This is a genomic window from Kluyvera georgiana, from assembly GCF_050990895.1.
GTDB lineage: Bacteria > Pseudomonadota > Gammaproteobacteria > Enterobacterales > Enterobacteriaceae > Kluyvera > Kluyvera georgiana.
On the sequence record NZ_CP158865.1, the window covers coordinates 2,250,255 to 2,273,748 of the forward strand.

The window sequence follows — 23,494 nt, forward strand, 5'->3', positions numbered from 1 at the left end:
GGGTTTAATTCAAGCGTGACAGGTCATGTGCTCTCGATCACAAAGCTATGATAACCAAATTTGCTGCATTGTACTAGTGTATTAGTACATTCTGCGACTTAATCCCATTATATCCATGATTTTTGTGGCAATTTCTTCAACCGAGTAGTTGGTACTGTTCAGCCAGGGGATCTGATGACGGCGGTAAAGCGCTTCGACCTCGGCGACTTCCATCCGGCACTGGCGCATTGACGCATAGCGACTGTTTTCCCGCCGCTCTTCACGAATGGCCGCCAGTCGCTCAGGATTGATCGTCAGCCCGAACAGCTTATGCTGCAGCGGTTTGAGCGAGGCAGGCAGCACCAGGTTGTCCATATCATCAGCAATAAAGGGGTAGTTGGCTGCACGAATACCGAACTGCATCGCCAGATACAGGCTGGTCGGCGTTTTGCCGCAGCGCGACACGCCCAGCAGAATCACCTGCGCCTGGTCGAGATTACGCAGTGAGATGCCATCGTCGTGTGCCAGGGTGTAATCAATGGCCGCGATACGCGCATCATACTTGGTCAGATTGCCGGGGGTTAAGCCGTGGGTGCGATGAGCAATAGGCGTTGGATCAAGCTTCAGTTCTTCCTGCAGCGGTGCGACCAGCGCCTGCACAATATCCTGACAGAATCCTTCACATTGCAGAATAATGTCACGAATTTCGGGGATTACAATCGAATAGAAGACCAGCGGCCGCACGCCTGTCTGCTGGTAAATAGCATCGATCTGTTCCTTTACCGCACGCGCGCGACTTTCACTTTCGATAAACGGCAGTGTGATGCTGTTTATCGCGACCGGAAACTGCGACATGACCGCGTGGCCGAGCACTTCTGCCGTAATCGCGGTGCCGTCAGAAATATAAAACACCTGCCTGTCGACTGCGTTATCCATATTGCTTGACTCCCGTTAATTGCCTGAAAGGGTAAATTAAATTTAAACACAAGCCAGATGTATTTGTCTTAAATTTAAAAATGAAACGGTATTTTTATTTTTAATGAAATGGTTGTTTCAATTTCCAAAAGACGTCAATAGACCGGATGTTTTTGTGCCTTTTCAGGCTAATCAGTAGGTTATGAATAAACAGGAATCAATCCTAAAAAGTAAAAAAATAATTTGCTTACACGATTCACCGTTTTTTTCGGCCGTTTAAATATGCGAGGATATTTTAAGTAGTCAGTCGTTTCTTATCACTGCTTCTTTAAATCAAAAAAGGATTGTCTCGATGTCCAACAATGGCTCGTCACCGCTGGTGCTTTGGTACAACCAACTCGGCATGAATGATGTAGACAGAGTTGGAGGCAAAAATGCCTCCTTGGGTGAAATGATTACTAATCTGTCCGGAATGGGTGTGTCTGTGCCCAACGGATTTGCCACCACTGCCGATGCGTTTAATCAGTTTCTCGACCAGAGCGGCGTAAACCAGCAGATTTATCAACTGTTGGATAACACCGATATTGACGACGTTACCGCCCTGGCGAAAGCCGGCGCGCAGATCCGCCAGTGGATCATCGACACTCCTTTCCAGAGCGAACTGGAACAGGCAATTCACGAAGCGTATAACCAGCTGGCCGCTGACAACGCCAATGCCTCCTTTGCCGTGCGTTCATCCGCGACGGCAGAAGATATGCCGGACGCTTCCTTTGCCGGCCAGCAGGAAACCTTCCTTAACGTCCAGGGCTATGACGCGGTGCTGGTCGCCGTGAAGCACGTGTTCGCTTCACTGTTCAACGACCGCGCCATCTCTTATCGCGTCCATCAGGGCTATGACCACCGCGGCGTCGCGCTCTCCGCAGGCGTACAGCTGATGGTGCGTTCCGATCTCGCTTCATCGGGCGTCATGTTCTCCATCGATACCGAATCTGGCTTTGATCAGGTGGTGTTTATTACCTCCGCGTGGGGCTTGGGAGAAATGGTGGTGCAGGGCGCGGTGAACCCGGATGAGTTCTACGTTCACAAACCGACCCTCGCCGCCGGTCGCCCGGCGATTGTGCGCCGTACCATGGGCTCGAAGAAAATTCGGATGGTCTATGCGCCGACCCAGGAGCATGGCAAACAGGTACGCATTGAAGACGTGCCGCAGCAGCAAAGCGATATCTTCTCGCTGACTAACGACGAAGTGCAGGCGTTGGCGAAGCAGGCTGTGCAAATTGAAAAACACTACGGTCGTCCGATGGACATCGAGTGGGCGAAAGACGGTCATACCGGCAAGCTGTTTATCGTTCAGGCGCGTCCTGAGACGGTACGCTCTCGCGGGCAGGTGATGGAACGTTATACACTGCACTCGCAGGGGCGCATTGTCTCTGAAGGGCGCGCTATCGGCCACCGCATCGGCGCGGGCCCGGTTAAAGTCATTCATGACATCAGCGAAATGAACCGTATCCAGCCGGGCGATGTCCTGGTCACCGACATGACCGACCCGGATTGGGAACCGATCATGAAAAAGGCGGCGGCGATTGTCACCAACCGCGGCGGCCGTACCTGCCACGCGGCGATTATTGCCCGTGAGCTGGGCATCCCGGCAGTTGTCGGGTGTGGCGACGCTACCGAACGCATGAAAGATGATGAAAAGGTCACCGTTTCCTGCGCCGAAGGCGACACCGGCTACGTTTACGCCGACCTGCTTGATTTCAGCGTGAAAAGCTCAAGCGTGGATACCATGCCGGATCTGCCGCTGAAAATTATGATGAACGTCGGTAACCCCGATCGCGCCTTCGACTTTGCCTGTCTGCCAAACGAAGGCGTAGGGCTGGCGCGTCTGGAGTTCATCATCAACCGTATGATCGGCGTGCACCCGCGCGCACTGCTCGAGTTCGACGACCAGGAACCAAAGCTGCAAAACGAAATCCGCGAGATGATGAAAGGTTTCGATTCGCCGAAAGAGTTCTATGTTGGCCGTCTGACGGAAGGGATCGCCACGCTGGGCGCGGCGTTCTATCCGAAACGCGTGATTGTGCGTCTGTCTGACTTTAAGTCGAACGAATACGCCAACCTGGTAGGCGGTGAGCGTTATGAACCGGAGGAAGAGAACCCGATGCTCGGCTTCCGCGGCGCCGGTCGCTATGTTTCTGACAGCTTCCGTGATTGCTTTGCCCTTGAGTGTGAAGCGGTGAAACGCGTGCGTAACGACATGGGGCTGACCAACGTCGAGATCATGGTACCGTTCGTCCGTACCGTAGAGCAGGCGAAAGCGGTGGTGGATGAACTGGCGCGCCAGGGACTCAAGCGCGGTGAAAACGGGCTGAAGATCATTATGATGTGTGAGATTCCGTCCAACGCCCTGTTGGCGGAGCAGTTCCTTGAACACTTCGACGGCTTCTCGATTGGCTCAAACGACATGACGCAGCTGGCGCTGGGTCTGGATCGTGATTCTGGCGTCGTTTCCGCGCTGTTTGATGAGCGTAACGACGCGGTGAAAGCGCTGTTGTCGATGGCGATTCGCGCAGCGAAGAAGCAGGGCAAATATGTCGGTATCTGCGGCCAGGGGCCGTCGGATCACGAAGACTTCGCTGCCTGGCTGATGGAGGAAGGGATCGATAGCCTGTCGCTGAACCCGGATACTGTCGTTCAGACCTGGCTGACTCTGGCTGAACTGAAAAAATAATTCGCTATCTTGCTGAAATCCCGGGCCTTGCCCGGGATTTTTGTCTTAAGGGTGTTACCGATCACACTCTGCGAAGAAAACCAAATATCGTAAATCTTCAGGCAATTTCAACAATTGTTCCCCGCCCGTCACTTCTGAATACTGCTAGCTGGACCACAAGCTTAGCGGAATATTTTCGGCTATTTATCAGCGAATCAGGAGAATGGCTATGACCCCGATTTACAAAGATCCTCAACGTCCCATTAAGGAACGCGTCGCCGATTTACTGGCGCGAATGACCCCTGAAGAGAAATACGCCCAGATGCATGCCTGGTGGCTGGTGCTGTCGGAAGACGGCAACCATCGTGAGCGTACCGACATGAGCGATGAGTTTGCGGGCGTCAGTGAGCAAACTTCCCTAAGTGAACGTTTAAAGATGGGCGTCGGGCAGATCACCCGCCCGTTGGGTACCCATATTGTGGACGCCAAAGCCGGCGTGCGCGCGGCTAACCGTCTGCAAAAAATGATGATGGAAGAAACGCGTCTGGGGATTCCTGCACTGTTTCATGAAGAGTGCCTGGTGGGGCTTCTGTGCAAGGATGCAACGCTGTTTCCTTCTTCCCTGAACTACGGCTCCACCTGGGACCCCGAACTGGTGAAACGCGCCGCGCGACAAATAGGGGAAGAGGCGCGTTCCACGGGCTGTAAGCAAGGGTTGGCGCCGGTACTGGACGTTTCGCGCGATGTGCGTTGGGGACGTACGGAGGAGACATTTGGCGAGGATCCGTGGCTGGTGGGCGTTATGGCCTGCGCCTATGTTGAAGGTTTACAGGGCGAGAAACGCGACGTGCTGGCGACGCTGAAGCACTACGTGGGTCACTCTTTCAGCGAAGGCGCACGCAACCATGCGCCAGTACATCTCGGCTTTCGTGAACTGAACGACACGTTCCTGCTGCCGTTTGAAATGGCGGTGAAGCTAGCCAATGCTGGCTCGGTGATGCCGGCGTATCACGACATCGACAATCAGCCGGGTCATAGCGATAGTTTCCTGTTGACCACAATACTGCGTGAACGCTGGGGCTTTGACGGCATTGTGGTTGCCGATTACGGCGGCGTCAGCCTGCTGCACCAGCATCATGGCGTTGCGCAGGATGCGGCGGAATCGGCGGCGCTGGCGTTTAATGCCGGGCTGGACGTCGAGTTGCCGAAAGATGACTGCGCACGCCATCTGGCGCAAGCGGTCGAGCGTGGTTTGATCACGGCGGAAAAGATTGACGAAATTGTCGCGCGTACGCTGACGGAAAAATTCCGGCTGGGCCTGTTTGAACATCCGTATACCGACGAAAATGCCATCTCGCTGCAATCTGAGTTCACGCGACAGGTGGCCAGAGAAGTGGCCACCCGCTCTATCACGCTGCTGGAGAATCGTAATGCGCTGCCAATTGTCGGCAATCCCCGCGTCGCGGTGGTGGGCCCGACCGCGGACGACCCGCTGGCGCTGCTGAGCGGCTACAGTTTCCCGGTGCATTTGATCATCAGCGACATGGTCGACAACACCTCGCAGGTCACCACGCCGTTGGCTGCGCTGCGTGAGTATCTCGGCGACAGCCATGTGCGTTATGCCAAAGGCTGCCATATTATCGAGCAGCGAATGGCCGGGGCGCCGGTTTTCCCCGGCGACAGCTCGGGTAAACCGATGCAGTCCTCCCCGGTGTCACAGGATCTCAGCCTGATTCCCGATGCGGTGCGTGCCGCGCAGGAAAGCGATGTCGTCGTCGCCTGCGTTGGCGATCTGGCGGGCCTGTTCCAGAGTGGGACGGTTGGGGAAGGTTCGGATACCGACAGCCTGAATCTGCCTGGCGTACAGCAACAGCTGCTTCAGGCGCTGGTCGATACCGGCAAGCCGGTGATCGTGGTGGTGACCGGTGGGCGTCCTTATAACCTGCAGGGGCTGGAGGAGAAAGTGGCGGCGCTAATGCTGGCCTGGGCGCCGGGACAGGAAGGGGGTTGGGCAATTGCCGATGTGCTCACCGGCCGCGCTGAACCGCAGGGGCGTCTGGTCGTTAGCGTCCCCAAAAGCGCGGGCGCCATGCCGTTCTACTACAACCACAAGCTGAAGAGCGGTGGTACACCGTTTGCGTTCCATTTTGGCGCGCTGTATCCATTTGGCTACGGTAAAGGCTGGGGGGATTTCCAATACGGTGAACCGCAGTTAGCGCAGCCTGAAGTGGCTATCGACGGTAACATCACGCTACGTGTGACGGTTAAAAACCACGGTGAACGCAGCGGCAGTGAAGTCGTGCAGGTCTATGTGCGCGATAAGGTCGCCTCAATGGTGCGCCCACTCCAGGAACTGAAAGCTTTCCAGCGCGTTACGCTTGCGCCGGGCGAACAGGCAACGCTCATCTTCACGCTGCCGGTCGATATGCTTAATTTCACCAACTATGTGGGTGAGCGTATTGTCGAACCCGGTGAATTTGAACTGCAGGTCGGGAGTTCTTCGGCGGATATCCATGGCCGTGCGACGGTGAGGGTGACGGGAGAAACCCGAGTTCTGCCTTCCAACTGGAAAATGATGAGCCGCTGCGAAGTGGGGCATTAATCTCGAACCCGGATGTCACGCATCCGGGTGACTGCTGTGCTACAGGCAAAAAAAAGGCCCATCGTGGGAGATGGGCAAAGACTACACACAGCAATTCGTTGTTTCACTCAGGGGATATATAAATCAAGGGGTTGATCTATTGCCTTGGTCCTTATAGTAGGCATGCTCAATTTTTGCGTCGATCGGATTCGTCTCAATAGTTAAATAAATGTGAATGATTTCCGTGGTATGTCGCAGACAGAGGGCGTACAGGGGGAAAAAAAGAGGAAATAAATCAGCGTCACTTAAGTAAAAGGCGGGTTTACCCCGCCTTTTATCTATCTTATTGTTTCGGATAGTTATCTTTTTCCAGCTCATTGAGCTCTTCCAGCACGTCGTCCGGGTCAGTCGACGGCGGTGGCACTTCGTGCAGCCAGGCATCGAACAGACGCCAGGAAACGGCCAGCAGCACCGGGCCGATAAACAGGCCAATCATGCCGAAGGCGACCAGACCGCCGATAACGCCGGAGAGAATCAGAATCATCGGCAGGTCAGCGCCCATACGAATCAGCATCGGGCGAATAACGTTATCCATGGTGCCCACTACGCAGCTCCACACCAGCAGTACCGTGCCCCAGGTGGTGTCTCCGGTCCAGTACAACCAAATAATGCTCGGCACTAAAACAATCAGTGGCCCAAGTTGTACCAGGCAGGAGAAGATCATCACCACCGTGAGCAGCGTGGCATAGGGTACGCCGGAGATGCCAAGGCCAATGCCGCCCAGCACCGCCTGAACCAATGCGGTGACCACCACGCCGAGCGCCACGGCGCGAATCGCCTGTCCCGCCAGCAGTACCGCAGCGTCGCCGCGCTTGGCGGCAAGACGCGTGGCAAAATAACGCATCCCGAAGGCGACCTTTTCTCCCTGCCAGTACAGCAGTGCGCTGAACAGCAACATCAGCGCACTGTGCATCAGGAAACGGCCAACGTGCGCCGCCTGGCCGACAAACCAGGTGGTCGTGGTGCCGATGTAAGGGCGAACTTTCGCCATCAATGCGCTGCCCCCCATATCCAGCAGGCTATGCCAGCCGCTATAGAGCTTCGCGCCAATAAACGGAATACTGTTTAACCAGGCCAGGTCCGGCAGGGTCAGATTGCCGCTGGTGATGGCATGCACCAGCGGTGTGCTGCCGTCAACCAGGCTGTTGACCAGCAGAGAGATGGGAATAACAAACAGTAAAAAGAGCAAAAGCGTCATTACCAGTACGGCGAGCGAACGGCGACCGAAAAGCAGGCGCTGAAACCAGAGCAGCACCGGCCAGGTGGCAATCACGATAGTCGCCGCCCAGGCGAAGCCCAGAATAAACGGCTGAACAATCCATAAACAGGCGATGATCATCAGCGCTAAAAACAGCACTGATAGGAGGATTTGTGGAATATCACGAGGCCGAGGGATCGTGTTCATAAATGAGTTTTACCTTCTGTTGCTCGTCAAAGCGCTGACGCAGCGTAAATCGTTCATTGATAATAATATCAATAAATTCCCGGCGCTGATTCTGCGACAAAAACTCCCGGGCGCATAAGAAAAAAATGTGATAAAACGATAACTGCACGACGCAAACGATTAATTATTTATACACGGCCTCTTTGCCGTTTGCCGCCTACGCGCAAACCGGCGGGATGCTGTGCGTACAACACAACATTCAGAAAGGGTCAAACGTAATGATCCCACAGATTTCCCAGGCACCTGGCGTAGTTCAGCTGGTGCTGAATTATTTGCAGGCACTGGAGCAACAAGGCTTTACCGGCGATACCGCCACCGGCTATGCCGACAGGCTAACGATGGCGACCGATAACAGTATCTACCAGCTTCTTCCCGATGCGGTAGTATTCCCGCGCTCCACGGCGGATGTCGCGCTGCTGGCTCGTCTGGCGGCAGAAGAACGCTTTCAATCCCTGATATTCACCCCGCGCGGTGGCGGCACTGGCACCAACGGCCAGGCGCTGAATCAGGGCATCATTATCGACATGTCCCGTTATATGAATCGCATCATTGAAATCAACCCTGAAGAGGGTTGGGTGCGCGTGGAAGCGGGCGTGATTAAAGATCAGCTTAACCAGTATCTTAAGCCCTACGGCTATTTCTTCTCCCCGGAGCTGTCGACCAGCAACCGCGCGACGCTGGGGGGAATGATCAATACCGACGCCTCCGGGCAGGGGTCTTTGGTGTACGGTAAAACCTCCGATCACGTGCTGGGCGTGCGTGCCGTTCTGCTGGGTGGCGATATTCTCGATACGCAGCCGATGCCGGTGGCGCTGGCCGAGACGTTAGCCAAAGAGCAGTCGGCGGTGGGGCGTATTTACCGCACCGTTTTTGAACGCTGTCGCGACAACCGCCAGCTGATCCTCGACAAATTCCCCAAACTGAACCGCTTCCTCACCGGTTATGACCTGCGCCACGTCTTTAACGATGAGATGACCGAGTTTGATTTGACCCGCATTCTCACCGGTTCCGAAGGTACGCTAGCGTTCATTACCGAAGCGCGGCTGGATATTACGCCGCTGCCGAAGGTGCGTCGGCTGGTCAATATTAAGTATGACTCCTTTGACTCTGCGCTGCGCAATGCGCCCTTTATGGTGGAAGCGCGCGCCTTGTCAGTTGAAACCGTCGATTCGAAGGTATTGAACCTGGCGCGGGAAGATATCGTCTGGCATTCGGTGAGCGAGCTGATTACCGACGTACCCGATAAAGAGATGCTGGGGCTCAATATCGTTGAGTTCTCTGGCGATGATGAAGCGTTGATTGAAGGTCAGGTCAGCGCGCTGTGCGCGCGGCTGGATGAACTGATTGCGCAGAATGAAGGCGGGCTGATTGGCTGGCAGCGCTGTAATGAGCTGGACGGCATCGAGCGTATTTATGCCATGCGTAAAAAAGCGGTTGGTCTGCTGGGTAACGCCAAAGGGGCGGCTAAGCCTATCCCGTTTGCCGAAGACACCTGCGTACCGCCGGAGCATCTCGCCGATTATATTGTTGAATTTCGCGCGCTACTCGATAGCCACGGGCTGAGCTACGGCATGTTTGGCCACGTCGATGCGGGCGTGCTGCACGTGCGTCCGGCGCTGGATATGTGCGACCCGCAGCAAGAAGTGCTGATGAAGCAGATTTCCGATGAAGTGGTGGCGCTGACGGCTAAGTACGGCGGCCTGCTGTGGGGGGAACACGGTAAAGGTTTCCGCGCGGAATACAGCCCGGCCTTCTTCGGCGAGCAGCTGTACGGCGAGCTGCGCAAAGTGAAGGCGGCCTTTGACCCCGATAACCGCCTTAACCCCGGCAAAATTTGTCCGCCGGAAGGCGTGGATGCTCCGATGATGAAGGTGGACGCGGTAAAACGCGGCACCTATGACCGACAAATCCCGGTGACCGTGCGTTCATCCTGGCGCGGCGCGATGGAGTGTAACGGCAACGGCCTGTGCTTCAACTTCGATGCCAAAAGCCCGATGTGCCCGTCGATGAAAATCACCAATAACCGTATGCACTCGCCGAAAGGCCGCGCCACGCTGGTGCGCGAATGGCTGCGTCTGCTGGCGGATCGCGGCGTTGATCCGTTATTACTGGAAAGAGAGCTGCCGGAGAAACGCGCCAGCCTGCGCTCGTTGGTTGAGCGCACGCGCAACAGCTGGCATGCGCGTAAGGGCGAATACGACTTCTCTCATGAGGTGAAAGAGGCGATGTCAGGCTGTCTGGCCTGTAAAGCCTGCTCGACCCAGTGCCCGATTAAAATCGACGTGCCGGAGTTCCGTTCGCGTTTTCTTCAGCTCTATCACACCCGTTATCTGCGCCCGGTGCGCGATCATCTGGTGGCAACGGTCGAAAGCTATGCCCCGCTGATGGCCCGCGCGCCGAAGACCTTCAACTTCTTTATGAGCCAACCGCTGGTGCGCAAGCTGTCGGAAAAACACATCGGCATGGTCGATTTACCGCTGCTTTCCGCGCCATCGCTGCAAAAACAGATGGTTACCCATCGTTCGGCCAATATGACGCTCGAACAGCTGGAAACGTTGACGCCGGAACAAAAAGCGCAAACCGTGCTGGTGGTGCAGGATCCCTTTACCAGCTACTACGACGCGCAGGTCGTGGCCGATTTTGTTCGTCTGATCGACACGCTCGGCTATCAGCCGGTGCTGCTGCCGTTCTCACCGAACGGTAAGGCGCAGCATATTAAGGGCTTCGTCACTCGTTTTACCAAAACCGCGCAGAAAACGGCGGATTACCTGAACCGCGTTGCGGCGCTGGGGATGCCGATGGTGGGCGTCGACCCGGCGTTGGTGCTGTGTTATCGCGATGAGTACAAGCAGGTGCTGGGCGACCAGCGCGGCGATTTCAACGTTATGCTGGTGCACGAATGGCTGCCGCAGGTGGTGGCGCAACGCGAAAGTGTGTCGCCATCGGGCGAACCCTGGTATCTGTTTGGGCACTGTACCGAAGTGACCGCGCTGCCGACGGCGCCGAAGCAATGGGCGACAATCTTTGCCCGCTTTGGCGCGACGCTGGAAAACGTTAGCGTGGGCTGCTGCGGCATGGCGGGGACCTACGGCCACGAGGTGAAGAACCACGCTAATTCGTTGGGGATCTACGAATTGTCGTGGCAGCAGGCGATGCAGCGCCTTCCGCGCAATCGCTGCCTGGCAACAGGCTACTCGTGCCGCAGTCAGGTGAAGCGTGTTGAGGGTAACGGCGTGCGCCACCCATTACAGGCTTTACTGGAGATTATCGGATGATCTGGAGACGGCAAACCACGCTCGAGGCGCTTAACGCCATGGGCGAAGGTAATATGGTGGGGCTGCTGGATATTCAGTTTACGCGCCTGGGGGACGATGCGCTGGAAGCGACGATGCCGGTGGATAGCCGCACGCATCAGCCGTTTGGCCTGCTGCACGGCGGCGCATCCGTCGTGCTGGCCGAAACGTTGGGCTCCGTGGCCGGGTACCTGTGTACTGAAGGTGAGCTGCGGGTGGTCGGGCTGGAGGTTAACGCTAACCACATTCGTTCTGTGCGCAGCGGGCGGGTACGGGGAGTGTGTAAAGCGCTGCATGCCGGGCGTCGCCATCAGGTCTGGCAAATTGAGATCCTCGACGAACAAGGGCTGCTCTGTTGCACCTCGCGGTTGACGACCGCAGTGGTGTAAGACGATGCACTCTCTTCTTCAGAAGAGAGTGCATATTTATCGCTAGTCAGCCTCAATCGGCGTTAAGTAATCCAGACGTAGCGGTTCCGCCAACAGGCTCTCCATCTGCCCAATAAAAGCCTGAAAGTGCGGTAAGGCAATATGTTCCTCCAGCGCCGCCTCATCTCGCCAGGATTCCCGAACGTAAAACGTCTCTGGCTCATCGCGCAGTTGAAAGAGCGCATAGTCCAGATTGCCGGGCTCCTGACGCGTGGGCTGCAGCAGTGCTTTCAGCGCGTCGCGCAAGAATTCCGTTTTACCCGGGCGCGCTTTCAGCACGGCAATAATGGAAATCATCTTAAAATCCCTCCAGCACAATTTTCCCAACGGCACGACCGGTTTCCAGCTGTACGTGCGCTTTTTGCAGATTTTCGGCGGTGATCGCGCCGTAATGCTCGCCGAGCGTGGTTTTAATCACCTGGTTATCGATTAACGTCGCCACTTCAGACAGCAACTGATGCTGGGCAATCATGTCGCGGGTTTCAAACATCGAACGAGTAAACATAAACTCCCAATGCAGCGAAATGCTTTTCAGCTTCAACGGCACCACATCAAGGCTTTGCGGATCGTCAATCAGCGCCAGTTTGCCTTGCGGGGCCAGCGCGGCGATCAGCGATAAATAATGCGACTCGGTATTGTTCAGGCTGGCAACGTGGGTCACTTCTTTTACGCCAATACGTGCCAACTCTTCGCTCAGCGGTTTGCTGTGGTCGATCACGTGATGCGCACCGGCTTCGCGAACCCACTGCTGGCTTGCTGGACGCGAGGCCGTGCCGATGACGGTCATTTTGGTCAGCTTGCTGGCTAGCTGGGTCAGAATGGAACCCACACCGCCTGCCGCGCCGACGATCAGCAGCGTATCGCCTTCGTTACCGTCGCGCGTTACGCCCAGTCGGTCGAACAGTAGTTCCCATGCGGTGATGGCGGTAAGCGGTAGCGCGGCGGCAGACGCGTTATCCAGCGAGCGTGGTTTTAACGCGACAATACGCTCATCAACTAACTGGAATTCGCTGTTGCTGCCGGGGCGGCCTAACGCGCCAGCGTACCAGACTTCATCGCCTGGAGAGAAAAGGGTGACTTCATTACCCACGGCTTTCACCACGCCAACGGCGTCCCAGCCCAACACGCGCGGCGTGTCGGCAGAGAAACCGGCGCGCACCTTGGTGTCGACGGGATTGACGGAAATGGCCTTGATCTCCACCAGCAGGTCGTGGCCTTGAGCTTGTGGGATGGGAAGCATTATTTCGTTGATAAACGGAATGTTGCTGCCGTTGGTGGCTGCGCGGGTAATGGCAAAGGCTTTCATGATGTCTCCGGGTATGGACTGGCAATACCCGGATAGTAGAAACAACGGGTGATAAGAAAAACCACGCTACGGCGATAAGACTTATACGCTAACCGCGAAAATCCCGCGTTTAACGGTGTTCATAAAAGATCTCTTCCTCTTCCATCCGTTCCTCAATCTGCCGGGTAACTCGCAGCAGGGCGGCCAGATGTTTTTCTGCCGCCTGTTCAATCGTCATCGCTTTGGCAATATAGACCAGGTTCAGGCAGCCAATCACGCGTTCCTGGCTACGAACCGGTACGGCGATAGAGGCGATTTTCTGTTCCAGCTGCCAGCCCTGGAAGTTGGAACCGTAGCCGTTTTTGCGCGTCTTCTCGAGAATTGCATGCAGTTTTTCCGGCTCACGGGCCAACTGATATTCTTCTTCCGGCCTTGTTGCCAGCATTTCAATAATGGGCTGACGCTCGTGCTCCGGCGAAAAGGCAAGCCAGGTCAAGCCGGAAGCGGTCAGCAGCAACGGCAGACGGCGACCCACCATCGAACGGTGGAAGGAAAGGCGGCTAAAACGGTGGGTTGTTTCACGTACCACCATGGCATCGACGTCCAGCGTGGTTAAATCTGTCGGCCAAATGACCTCGCGCAATAATTCTCCAAGTAACGGCGTTGCAAGTGCAGAAATCCAATGTTCGTCACGAAATCCCTCACTTAACTGCCGCACTTTCATGGTCAAACGGAAACTATCATCTGACAAACTGCGTCGCACATACCCCTCTTCCTGGAGGGTCTCCAGAAGCCTTCTGACGGTGGTACGGTGCAGGCCACTAAACTCCGCCAACGTCGCGGTTGACGCGCCTCCGTCGAATTTATTTAACAAATTCAGCAACAATAAACCTCGCGTTAATCCCCGCACGGTTTTGTAATCGGTCGCATCGTTATTCTTCATATTTCCTGACATTTTTATATCTAAAACAACGTTGTGCACCTGGTGCACAACCTGGGCTGTTTTGATTGTAGCCCAAATCCCCGGACATATACTGCGCTCATTATAAAAATATTTTTACATCAAATTAACAAGCGCGCTTGTGTTGTAACAGAGCAAACGCGCCTGGTCCGAGTCGTGAGGTATTGAAAATGACAACATCCAATCCGGATATCCAACCCGCCGTTCAACATCAGGTTCAGGTCGCTATCGCCGGTGCCGGTCCGGTGGGGCTGATGATGGCCAACTACCTGGGGCAGATGGGCGTTGAAGTGCTGGTGGTCGAGAAGCTGGATAAATTGATCGACTATCCGCGTGCCATTGGCATTGATGATGAAGCGCTGCGCACCATGCAGTCCGTTGGACTGGTAGAGAAAGTGCTGCCGCATACTACGCCGTGGCACGCGATGCGTTTTTTGACGCCAAAAGGTCGCTGCTTTGCCGATATCCAGCCGATGACCGACGAATTTGGCTGGTCGCGCCGTAATGCGTTTATTCAGCCGCAGGTAGATGAAGTGATGTTCCAGGGGCTGAGCCGTTTTCCAAACGTCCGCTGCCTGTTCTCGCGCGAGCTGGAAGCATTTAGTCAAAAAGGTGACGCTGTCACGATTAACCTGAAAGGGCCGGATGGCGAACGGGAAACGGTACGGGCGAACTGGCTGGTGGCCTGCGACGGCGGCGCGAGTTTTATCCGCCGTACGCTGAACGTGCCGTTTGAAGGGAAAACCGCACCAAACCAGTGGATCGTTATCGATATTGCTAACGACCCGCTGGCAACGCCGCATGTTTATCTGTGCTGCGACCCGGTGCGCCCTTATGTTTCGGCAGCGCTGCCTCACGGCGTACGTCGCTTTGAATTTATGGTGATGCCGGGCGAAACCGAAGCCCAACTGAGCGAACCGGCAAACATGCGCCGCTTACTCAGTCAGGTGCTGCCGGACCCGGATAACGTAGAGCTGATCCGCCAGCGCGTCTACACCCACAACGCGCGTATTGCCGAACGCTTCCGCGTTGACCGCGTCCTGCTGGCCGGTGACGCTGCCCACATCATGCCGGTCTGGCAGGGGCAGGGTTACAACAGCGGCATGCGCGATGCCTTTAACCTGGCGTGGAAACTGGCGATGGTGGTGAACGGCAAAGCGGGAGATTCGCTGCTCGACAGCTATCAGCAAGAGCGTCGTGACCACGCCAAAGCGATGATCGATCTCTCCGTTACCGCCGGTAACGTCCTGGCTCCGGCGAAACGCTGGCATGGCACCGTACGCGACGGTATCTCCTGGCTGCTGAACTACATCCCGCCGGTGAAACGTTACTTCCTCGAAATGCGCTTTAAACCGATGCCACAGTACCGTGAAGGCGCGCTGTTGCTGGAAGGTGATGCGAAAGCGTCTCCGGTCGGCAAGATGTTTATCCAACCGAAAGTGACCCGCGAAAACGGCGATGTTGTGCTGCTGGATGATGTGATTGGCGCGAAGTTCGCGGTGATCGCCTGGGGCTGCAACCCATTGTGGGGCATGAGCGAAAGTCAGATTGCGCAATGGCGTGCGCTGGGAACCTGTTTTATTCAGGTGGTGCCGGACGTCCAGATTCGTAGTCCGCAGGACAATTTTGACGGCGTGATCCGCCTTGGCGATACCCAGAACCGTCTCAAAACCTGGTTTGCCGCGCAGAACGCTTCGCTGGTGGTGGTGCGTCCGGACCGTTTCGTCGCCGCGCTGGCTATTCCGCAAACCCTCAATAAAACCCTGGACCAGCTTGCTCACGTGATGGCGCTGACGAGCCTGGAATCGGCTCTTAATGAAGAAAAGGTGGCCTGAGATGAATGTCTATCTCCACTGTCTCTCCCACACGCCGCTGGTGGGTTATGTCGACCCGGCACAGGATGTGCTGGATGAAGTAAACGGCGTGATTGCCGACGCCAGCGCACGTATTGCGGCGTTTGACCCCGAGCTGGTGGTGCTGTTCGCCCCGGATCACTACAACGGCTTTTTCTATGACGTGATGCCACCGTTCTGTTTAGGCGTCGGCGCGACCTCGATTGGCGATTTCTCCACCGCCGCGGGCGTACTGCCGGTGCCGACGGAGCTGGCGGAAGCCTGCGCTCATTCGGTGATGAAAAGCGGCATCGATCTCGCCGTCTCCTACTGTATGCAGGTCGATCACGGGTTTGCTCAGCCGCTGGAGTTGCTGCTGGGCGGGCTGGACAAGGTGCCGGTTCTGCCGGTGTTTATCAACGGTGTCGCCACGCCGCTGCCGGGCTTCCAGCGCACGCGCATGTTGGGCGAAGCGATGGGGCGTTTTCTGTCGACGCTCAATAAGCGGGTGCTGATTTTAGGCTCCGGCGGCCTGTCGCATCAGCCGCCGGTTCCCGAACTGGCGAAAGTGGATGCCCATATGCGCGACCGCCTGCTGGGCAGCGGTAAACAGCTGCCGCCGGACGAGCGCGAGCTGCGCCAGCGCCGCGTGATTGAAGCCGCCGAGCGTTTTGTGGAAGACCAGAAAACGCTGCATCCACTGAACCCGGTGTGGGACAACCAGTTTATGACGCTGCTGGAACAGGGCCGCCTGGCGGAACTGGATGCCATCAGCAATGAAGAACTTTCCGCGATCGCCGGTAAATCGACCCATGAAGTGAAAACCTGGGCCGCCGCGTTCGCCACGCTTTCCGCGATGGGCAGCTACCGCACGGAAGGCCGTTATTATCGCCCGATCCCAGAATGGATCGCCGGATTTGGCTCGCTAAGCGCCACCACAACGAATTGATTAAGCAGGAGAATATGATGAGCTATCAACCTCAAACCGAAGCCGCAACCAGCCGTTTTCTCAACGTTGAAGAAGCCGGACAGACGCTGCGCATTCACTATAACGACTGCGGCCAGGGCGATGAAACGGTCGTGCTGCTGCACGGTTCAGGCCCGGGGGCTACGGGCTGGGCCAACTTTAGCCGCAACATCGACCCGTTAGTTGAAGCGGGCTATCGCGTCATTCTGCTGGACTGCCCTGGCTGGGGGAAAAGCGATTCGATCGTCAATACCGGTTCTCGCTCCGACCTGAATGCGCGCATTCTGAAAAGCGTGGTCGATCAGTTAGATATCCAGAAAGTTCACCTGCTGGGTAACTCGATGGGCGGCCACAGCGCCGTGGCGTTCACCCTGACCTGGCCTGAGCGCGTGGGCAAACTGGTGCTGATGGGCGGCGGTACCGGCGGGATGAGTCTGTTCACCCCGATGCCGACCGAAGGCATCAAACTGCTGAACGGGCTGTACCGTGAGCCGACTATCGAAAATCTCAAAAAAATGATGAGTATTTTCGTCTATGACACCAGTGATTTGACGGAAGCGCTGTTTGAAGCGCGCCTGAACAACATGCTGTCGCGACGCGATCACCTGGAAAACTTTATCAAGAGCCTTGAGGCCAACCCGAAACAGTTCCCGGATTTCGGACCGCGTCTGGGGGAAATTAAGGCCCAGACGCTGGTGGTATGGGGACGTAACGATCGCTTCGTGCCGATGGACGCGGGCCTGCGCCTGCTTTCCGGTATTAACGGTTCCGAACTGCACGTTTACCGCGATTGTGGGCACTGGGCGCAGTGGGAGCATGCCGAAGCCTTCAACCAACTGGTGCTGAACTTCCTCGCGCGTCAATAAGGAGCCGCTATGTCTACGAATTCTCTGGCCTCGCTGGCCGCCGCATTGCGTGAAGCCGAGCAGACGGGCGTGGCCGTTGAGCCGCTGCGTGAGGTGATTGGTATTGATAACGCAGAAGCGGCGTACGCCATTCAGCGTCTTAACGTCGAGCACGCGGTGGCGCAAGGGCGTCGTATCGTCGGGCGCAAGGTCGGATTAACCCATCCGAAAGTGCAGCAGCAGTTGGGCGTTGACCAGCCGGACTTCGGCACGTTATTCGCCGATATGTGCTACGGCGATAACGAAACCATTCCCTTTGGTCGCGTTTTACAACCGAAGATTGAAGCGGAAATCGCGCTGGTGTTAAAGCGCGACCTGCCGCATGCCGACACCACGTTTGATGAGTTGTACAACGCTATTGAGTGGGTGGTTCCGGCCCTGGAAGTGGTGGGCAGCCGCGTGCGCGACTGGTCAATCAAGTTTGTTGATACCGTGGCGGATAACGCCTCCTGTGGCGTGTATGTGGTTGGCGGCCCGGCGCAGCGTCCGGCGGCGCTGGACCTGAAAAACTGCGCAATGACCATGACGCGTAATAACGAAGAGGTTTCCAGCGGTCGCGGCAGTGAATGCCTGGGCCATCCGCTCAACGCCGCCGTCTGGCTGGCGCGCAAAATGGCCAGCCTGGGCGAGCCGCTACGTGCGGGTGACATCGTGCTCACCGGCGCGCTGGGACCGATGGTGGCGATTAAGCCAGGCGATCGTTTCGAGGCGGTAATCGAGGGCATTGGCTCGGTATCCGCGACGTTTTCTGAGCAAGAAGGAAGTCAGTCATGAGCAAATGTAAAGTCGCCATCATCGGTTCCGGCAATATCGGCACCGACCTGATGATCAAAATCCTCCGCCACGGCAAACACCTGGAAATGTCGGTGATGGTCGGCATCGACCCGAACTCCGACGGGCTGGCCCGCGCCGCGCGGATGGGCGTTGCCACGACCCACCAAGGCGTGGCCGGATTAATGGCGATGCCTGAGTTTGCCGATATCGACATCGTTTTCGACGCCACCAGCGCCGGGGCGCACGTGAAAAACGATGCCGCCTTGCGCAAGGCGAAACCGGGGATTCGCCTGATTGACCTGACTCCGGCAGCCATCGGCCCATACTGCGTGCCGGTGGTCAACCTCGATAAAAATCTGTCGCAGGGCAACGTCAATATGGTGACCTGCGGCGGACAGGCGACCATCCCGATGGTAGCGGCGGTCTCACGCGTGGCGAAGGTACACTACGCGGAAATTATCGCCTCGATCTCCAGTAAGTCTGCCGGGCCGGGAACGCGTGCCAACATTGATGAATTCACCGAAACGACCTCGCAGGCGATTGAGGTGGTCGGCGGCGCGGCGAAAGGAAAAGCCATCATCATTCTCAACCCGGCCGAGCCGCCGGTCATGATGCGCGACACTGTCTATGTGCTGAGCGAAGCGGCGTCACAGGCGGAAATTGAAGCATCTATTGAAGAGATGGCGGCGGCGGTGCAGGCCTATGTGCCGGGCTATCGACTGAAACAAAAAGTCCAGTTTGAAGTGATTCCTCAGGATAAACCGGTCAACATTCCGGGCGTGGGGCAGTTCTCCGGACTGAAAACCGCCGTCTATCTCGAAGTCGAAGGGGCGGCGCACTATCTGCCGGCCTACGCCGGTAACCTCGACATTATGACCTCTGCGGCAATGTCGACTGCAGAAAAAATGGCTGAAACGCTGGTGAAAGTGGCAGGAGAAGTCGCATGAACGGTAAAAAACTCTATATCTCGGATGTGACGTTACGCGACGGCATGCACGCGATTCGTCATCAGTATTCGCTCGATAACGTGCGCCAGATTGCTAAAGCCCTGGACGATGCGCGCGTTGACTCGATTGAAGTAGCCCATGGCGATGGTCTGCAAGGCTCGAGCTTTAACTATGGTTTTGGCGCGCACAGCGACATCGAGTGGATCGCCGCCGCCGCAGAAGTGGTGCAGCACGCCAAAATCGCCACGCTGCTGATTCCGGGCATCGGTACGTTGCACGATCTGAAAAATGCGTATCAGGCCGGGGCGCGTGTCGTGCGTGTAGCGACCCACTGTACGGAAGCGGACGTTTCCGCGCAGCATATTGCTTACGCCCGCGAGCTAGGCATGGACACCGTAGGCTTCCTGATGATGAGCCACATGACCACGCCGGAAAACCTGGCAAAACAGGCGAAGCTGATGGAAAGCTACGGCGCGACCTGTATCTACGTGGTGGATTCCGGCGGCGCGATGAACATGAACGACATTCGCGATCGCTTCCGCGCGCTGAAAGCGGTGTTGAAACCGGAAACCCAGACCGGTATGCACGCGCACCACAACCTGAGCCTCGGTGTTGCCAACTCGCTGGTGGCGGTAGAAGAGGGCTGTGACCGCATCGACGCCAGCCTGGCGGGGATGGGCGCGGGAGCCGGTAACGCGCCGCTGGAGGTGTTTATCGCCGCCGCCGACAAGCAGGGCTGGCAGCACGGTACCGACCTGTACGCATTGATGGCCGCGGCGGACGATCTGGTGCGTCCATTACAGGACCGTCCGGTGCGCGTCGATCGCGAAACGTTAGCGCTGGGTTATGCCGGTGTTTACTCCAGCTTCCTGCGTCATAGCGAAGTGGCTGCCGCACGTTACGGCCTGAGCGCGGTAGATATTCTGGTCGAACTGGGCAAACGCCGGATGGTGGGCGGTCAGGAAGATATGATCGTCGACGTGGCGCTGGATCTGAAAGCGAAAGCGCAAGCCTGATAACGATCCGGTCGGCAATGTATCGACCGGGCGCATGGCAAAGAAAAAACGCGGCTGGCAATGTACCGGCCGTCTTTACACCTGCACTCTACAGAAGGTAGCACTATGTCGAATATTACCCATGTCTCCTCACCGCCGAACACCGCTCGCCTGATGCAAACCGTCGGGCTTTGCTTTTTGGTCGCCCTGATGGAAGGGCTGGATTTACAGGCCGCTGGAATTGCCGCAGTCGGCATCGCACAGGCGTTTTCACTCGATAAAATGCAGATGGGCTGGATCTTCAGCGCCGGGATCCTCGGACTGCTGCCGGGCGCGCTGTTCGGCGGCATGCTCGCCGACAGGCACGGGCGCAAGAAGGTGCTGCTGGGGTCCGTTGTGCTGTTTGGTCTGTTTTCCATCGTCACCGCGCTGGCGTGGGATTTTCACTCGCTGGTCTTTGCCCGCTTTATGACCGGTGCAGGTTTAGGCGCCGCGCTGCCTAACCTTATCGCACTCACTTCGGAAGCGGCGGGCCCGCGTTTTCGCGGCACCGCAGTGAGCCTGATGTATTGCGGCGTGCCGATTGGCGCGGCGCTGGCGGCAGCCCTGGGCTTTAGCGGCCTGACGCAGGAATGGCAAACGATCTTCTGGGTCGGCGGCGTGGTGCCGCTATTGCTGGTACCGCTGCTGATGCTCCGTCTGCCGGAGTCGCAGGCGTTCAGCAGTCAGCAGCAAGAGGCTCCTGCGCCGCTGCGGGCGATTTTCGCTTCCGGAACCGCTTCTTCGACGCTGCTGTTGTGGTTGTGCTACTTCTTCACGCTGCTGGTGGTTTACATGCTGATCAACTGGCTGCCGATGCTGCTGGTCGATCAGGGCTTTAGCCGTTCGCAGGCCGCTGGAGTCATGTTCGCCCTACAAATCGGCGCGGCGTTAGGCACGCTGATGCTGGGCGCGCTGATGGATAAACTCAGCCCCATTAAAATGTCGCTGCTGATCTACTGCGGGATGCTGGCATCGCTGATTTCTCTCGGTGCGGCCAACTCGTTTGGCATGATGCTGGGCGCAGGCTTCGTGGCCGGGATGTTCGCCACCGGCGGGCAAAGCGTGCTTTATGCGCTGGCACCGCTGTTCTACCGCACCGAAATCCGCGCCACCGGCGTCGGCACCGCGGTGGCCGTAGGGCGGCTGGGCGCGATGAGCGGTCCGCTGCTGGCGGGAAAAATGCTGGCGCTGGGCACCGGGACCGTTGGCGTGATGGCCGCCTCGGCGCCAGGTATTGTGCTGGCGGGAGTAGCGGTGTTCTGGCTGATGAATCATCACCAGCGCAGTGTCGCATGACAATAAGCTTTTTTTACCGTTATGGCATAAAAAGCACAGTTACTAACGGGAAAGCGTTTCTATACTGTCAGTCACTTTCATGATGCTACAGGCAGGACGTTATGACTCAGTACGGTACGTTTTCCCTTGGTTCTCAATTTGTTAATCGCCTCGGTTACGGGGCGATGCAGCTGGCTGGCCCCGGCGTATTCGGCCCGCCGAAAGACCGCCACGCGGCCATTTCCGTGCTGCGCGAAGCCCTCGAACTGGGCGTCAATCACATCGATACCAGCGATTTCTACGGCCCACACGTTACTAATCAGATCATTCGCGAAGCGCTGCATCCGTATGCTGATGACCTGACGATTGTCACCAAAATCGGCGCCCGCCGTGGGGATGACGCCTCCTGGCTACCGGCTTTTTCCCCCGAAGAACTCAAGCAGGCGGTGCACGACAACTTGCGCAATCTCGGCCTGGACGTGCTGGATGTGGTCAACATGCGCGTGATGATCGGCGATGGCCATGGTCCGGGCGAAGGCTCGATTGAAGCCAGTGTCAGCACGTTGGCCGAGCTGCAGCAGCAGGGGCTGGTGAAGCATATCGGCTTGAGCAACGTGACGCCGACGCAGGTAGCGGAAGCGCGCAAGATTGTGCCGATAGTCTGCGTACAGAACGAATACAACATTGCCCATCGTAGTGATGATGCGCTGATTGATGCGCTGGCGCGTGACGGTATCGCCTATGTGCCGTTCTTTCCGCTTGGCGGCTTTTCTCCGCTGCAATCCTCTACGTTGAATGAGGTCGCTCACTCCCTTGGCGCGACGCCCATGCAGGTTGCGCTGGCCTGGCTGTTGCACCGTTCGCCGAATATTCTGCTGATCCCCGGCACCTCGTCGGTGGCGCATTTGCGGGAAAATATGGCGGCTGCGGAGTTGACCTTGTCCCCTGAGACGCTGGCGACGCTTGACGGTATTGCCGCGAAAGGCTGACGGGAGGTTCAATGACTGACAAACTTTCCGCCCAGTGCCACTGTGGCGCGGTGGCGTTTACCGTTGAACTGAGCGATGGCTTCAACACCGCGCGTCGCTGTAACTGCTCATACTGCCGGATGCGTGGGGCGGTTGCCGTTTCTGCGCCGCTGGCGGGAATCGAAATCCTACGTGGGAAGGATAAACTCACGGAGTATCGCTTTAATACCGGTGAGGCGGCGCACTTTTTCTGCTCTGTGTGCGGCATTTATACCTTCCATCAGCGGCGCTCGAATCCGCAGCAGTATGGCGTGAATGTGGCCTGTATTGAGGGGGTATCACCGTTTGATTTTGCCTGTGTGGAAGTTCATGACGGCGTTCACCACCCGAAAGATGGCGGCGGCGGTATTGCAGGCTACCTGCGTTATGAGAAAAAGTAACCGGAACGAGGTATCGTGAAGGCAAAAAAAAGCCCTGCATTTATGCAGGGCTTTTGACTGTCAGACGGCGATTAAGCCACGAGGCTGTCGATCGCTGCTTTCGCTTCAGCAGTCGCTTTGGTCGCCATTTCCGGGCCGTAAGCGATGCCTTCAGCAAAGACGACGTTCACGTCGGTGATGCCGATGAAGCCCAGGAACACGTTCAGGTACGGGGTGATCAGGTCGGTCGGGGTATCTTTATGGATGCCGCCGCGGCTGGTCAGGATGATTGCGCGTTTGCCGGTCACCAGGCCTTCCGGGCCTTTTTCGGTGTAGCGGAAGGTGACGCCAGCGCGGGCAATCAGGTCGAAGTAGTTTTTCAGCTGAGTCGGGATGTTGAAGTTGTACATCGGCGCGGCGATAACAATCACATCGTGTGCTTTCAGCTCGGCAATCAGTTCGTCAGAAAGATTCAGCGCTTCCTGCTGGCGCGGGGTCAGCGGGGAATCGCTCGGACGCAGCGCGCCGACCAGTTCACCATCCAGCACCGGAATCGGGTTGGCGGCCAGGTCACGTACGGTGATTTCATCAGCGGAGTACTTTTCACGCCACTGTTCAACAAAATAGTCGGACAGCTGACCAGATTGAGAGTAGCCTGCCAGGATGCTGGATTTCAGAACTAATACTTTGCTCATTACGTGATTCCTTATATTT

General features: G+C 56.9%; 19 protein-coding genes and 1 other RNA gene. 13 read left to right on the forward strand and 7 right to left on the reverse strand.

The genetic code is table 11. The features are described 5' to 3' along the window. Positions 1-81: 81 nt before the first annotated feature. On the reverse strand, positions 82-915 hold the full coding sequence (gene ppsR, locus ABTW00_RS10685; protein WP_035896136.1) for a posphoenolpyruvate synthetase regulatory kinase/phosphorylase PpsR: 834 nt from the start codon (positions 913-915) through the stop codon (positions 82-84). A gap of 331 nt (positions 916-1,246) precedes the next feature. On the opposite strand from ppsR, the gene ppsA reads away from it, so the two are divergent. Together ppsA and ABTW00_RS10695 are read left to right on the forward strand one after the other, a co-directional pair. Then, positions 1,247-3,625, forward strand: coding sequence for a phosphoenolpyruvate synthase (ppsA, locus tag ABTW00_RS10690; RefSeq protein WP_065357169.1), 2,379 nt, complete (start codon positions 1,247-1,249; stop codon positions 3,623-3,625). Between the two features lie 208 nt (positions 3,626-3,833). Continuing rightward, entirely contained in the window at positions 3,834-6,206 is a 2,373-nt protein-coding gene (locus ABTW00_RS10695) for a glycoside hydrolase family 3 N-terminal domain-containing protein (RefSeq protein ID WP_433640651.1), read from the forward strand. Between the two features lie 46 nt (positions 6,207-6,252). Here ABTW00_RS10695 and rprA read toward each other — a convergent pair. Together rprA and ydiK are read right to left on the reverse strand one after the other, a co-directional pair. Beyond that, positions 6,253-6,352, reverse strand: an RNA gene (gene rprA / locus ABTW00_RS10700) — antisense sRNA RprA. Positions 6,353-6,528: 176 nt separating this feature from the next. After that, positions 6,529-7,650, reverse strand: coding sequence for an AI-2E family transporter YdiK (gene ydiK, locus ABTW00_RS10705; RefSeq protein WP_064545139.1), 1,122 nt, complete (start codon positions 7,648-7,650; stop codon positions 6,529-6,531). A 257-nt stretch (positions 7,651-7,907) separates the two neighbouring features. On the opposite strand from ydiK, the gene ydiJ reads away from it, so the two are divergent. Beyond that, complete coding sequence (gene ydiJ / locus ABTW00_RS10710) at positions 7,908-10,964, forward strand: D-2-hydroxyglutarate dehydrogenase YdiJ (RefSeq protein WP_433640653.1); 3,057 nt, start codon at positions 7,908-7,910, stop codon at positions 10,962-10,964. Further along, on the forward strand, positions 10,961-11,371 hold the full coding sequence (gene menI, locus ABTW00_RS10715; RefSeq protein WP_433640655.1) for a 1,4-dihydroxy-2-naphthoyl-CoA hydrolase: 411 nt from the start codon (positions 10,961-10,963) through the stop codon (positions 11,369-11,371). The genes ydiJ and menI overlap by 4 nt, the downstream gene beginning before the upstream one ends. Before the next feature lie 42 nt (positions 11,372-11,413). Here the strand turns inward: menI and ABTW00_RS10720 are convergent, their stop codons facing one another. The 3 genes from ABTW00_RS10720 to ABTW00_RS10730 form a co-directional block, all read right to left on the reverse strand. Then, positions 11,414-11,707, reverse strand: coding sequence for a putative quinol monooxygenase (locus tag ABTW00_RS10720; protein ID WP_065357166.1), 294 nt, complete (start codon positions 11,705-11,707; stop codon positions 11,414-11,416). Between the two features lies 1 nt (position 11,708). Continuing rightward, positions 11,709-12,716 carry a zinc-binding alcohol dehydrogenase family protein gene (locus ABTW00_RS10725; RefSeq protein WP_433640657.1) on the reverse strand — a complete coding sequence of 336 codons (1,008 nt, stop codon included), beginning with the start codon at positions 12,714-12,716 and terminating at the stop codon, positions 11,709-11,711. Positions 12,717-12,825: 109 nt separating this feature from the next. Next, positions 12,826-13,638: a DNA-binding transcriptional regulator gene (locus ABTW00_RS10730; protein WP_064545147.1), complete on the reverse strand. Its 813-nt coding sequence runs from the start codon at positions 13,636-13,638 to the stop codon at positions 12,826-12,828. Between the two features lie 188 nt (positions 13,639-13,826). On the opposite strand from ABTW00_RS10730, the gene ABTW00_RS10735 reads away from it, so the two are divergent. The 9 genes from ABTW00_RS10735 (at position 13,827) to ABTW00_RS10775 (ending at position 22,801) form a co-directional block, all read left to right on the forward strand. Further along, the gene (locus ABTW00_RS10735; protein ID WP_433640660.1) at positions 13,827-15,491 is read left to right on the forward strand and encodes a bifunctional 3-(3-hydroxy-phenyl)propionate/3-hydroxycinnamic acid hydroxylase; all 1,665 of its coding nucleotides are present in this window, start codon (positions 13,827-13,829) and stop codon (positions 15,489-15,491) included. Between the two features lies 1 nt (position 15,492). Then, positions 15,493-16,437 (forward strand): 2,3-dihydroxyphenylpropionate/2,3-dihydroxicinnamic acid 1,2-dioxygenase, encoded by a 945-nt coding sequence (mhpB, locus tag ABTW00_RS10740; protein WP_271447879.1) that lies wholly within the window; start codon positions 15,493-15,495, stop codon positions 16,435-16,437. 17 nt (positions 16,438-16,454) lie between these two features. Further along, positions 16,455-17,321: a 2-hydroxy-6-oxonona-2,4-dienedioate hydrolase gene (gene mhpC / locus ABTW00_RS10745; RefSeq protein WP_064545153.1), complete on the forward strand. Its 867-nt coding sequence runs from the start codon at positions 16,455-16,457 to the stop codon at positions 17,319-17,321. A gap of 9 nt (positions 17,322-17,330) precedes the next feature. Further along, a complete protein-coding gene (mhpD, locus tag ABTW00_RS10750; RefSeq protein WP_271447880.1) occupies positions 17,331-18,134 on the forward strand; it encodes a 2-keto-4-pentenoate hydratase in 804 nt (267 codons plus the stop codon). Further along, the gene (gene mhpF, locus ABTW00_RS10755) at positions 18,131-19,081 is read left to right on the forward strand and encodes an acetaldehyde dehydrogenase (RefSeq protein ID WP_433640663.1); all 951 of its coding nucleotides are present in this window, start codon (positions 18,131-18,133) and stop codon (positions 19,079-19,081) included. The genes mhpD and mhpF overlap by 4 nt, the downstream gene beginning before the upstream one ends. Beyond that, positions 19,078-20,097: a 4-hydroxy-2-oxovalerate aldolase gene (mhpE, locus tag ABTW00_RS10760; RefSeq protein WP_065357161.1), complete on the forward strand. Its 1,020-nt coding sequence runs from the start codon at positions 19,078-19,080 to the stop codon at positions 20,095-20,097. The genes mhpF and mhpE overlap by 4 nt, the downstream gene beginning before the upstream one ends. A gap of 105 nt (positions 20,098-20,202) precedes the next feature. Beyond that, complete coding sequence (mhpT, locus tag ABTW00_RS10765; RefSeq protein ID WP_433640665.1) at positions 20,203-21,414, forward strand: 3-(3-hydroxy-phenyl)propionate transporter MhpT; 1,212 nt, start codon at positions 20,203-20,205, stop codon at positions 21,412-21,414. Positions 21,415-21,515: 101 nt separating this feature from the next. After that, the gene (locus ABTW00_RS10770) at positions 21,516-22,382 is read left to right on the forward strand and encodes an aldo/keto reductase family oxidoreductase (RefSeq protein ID WP_065357154.1); all 867 of its coding nucleotides are present in this window, start codon (positions 21,516-21,518) and stop codon (positions 22,380-22,382) included. Between the two features lie 11 nt (positions 22,383-22,393). Further along, the gene (locus ABTW00_RS10775) at positions 22,394-22,801 is read left to right on the forward strand and encodes a GFA family protein (RefSeq protein ID WP_064545168.1); all 408 of its coding nucleotides are present in this window, start codon (positions 22,394-22,396) and stop codon (positions 22,799-22,801) included. 71 nt (positions 22,802-22,872) lie between these two features. Here the strand turns inward: ABTW00_RS10775 and azoR are convergent, their stop codons facing one another. After that, positions 22,873-23,475, reverse strand: a complete 603-nt coding sequence (azoR, locus tag ABTW00_RS10780; RefSeq protein WP_433640668.1) for an FMN-dependent NADH-azoreductase — start codon at positions 23,473-23,475, stop codon at positions 22,873-22,875. Positions 23,476-23,494: the final 19 nt, after the last annotated feature.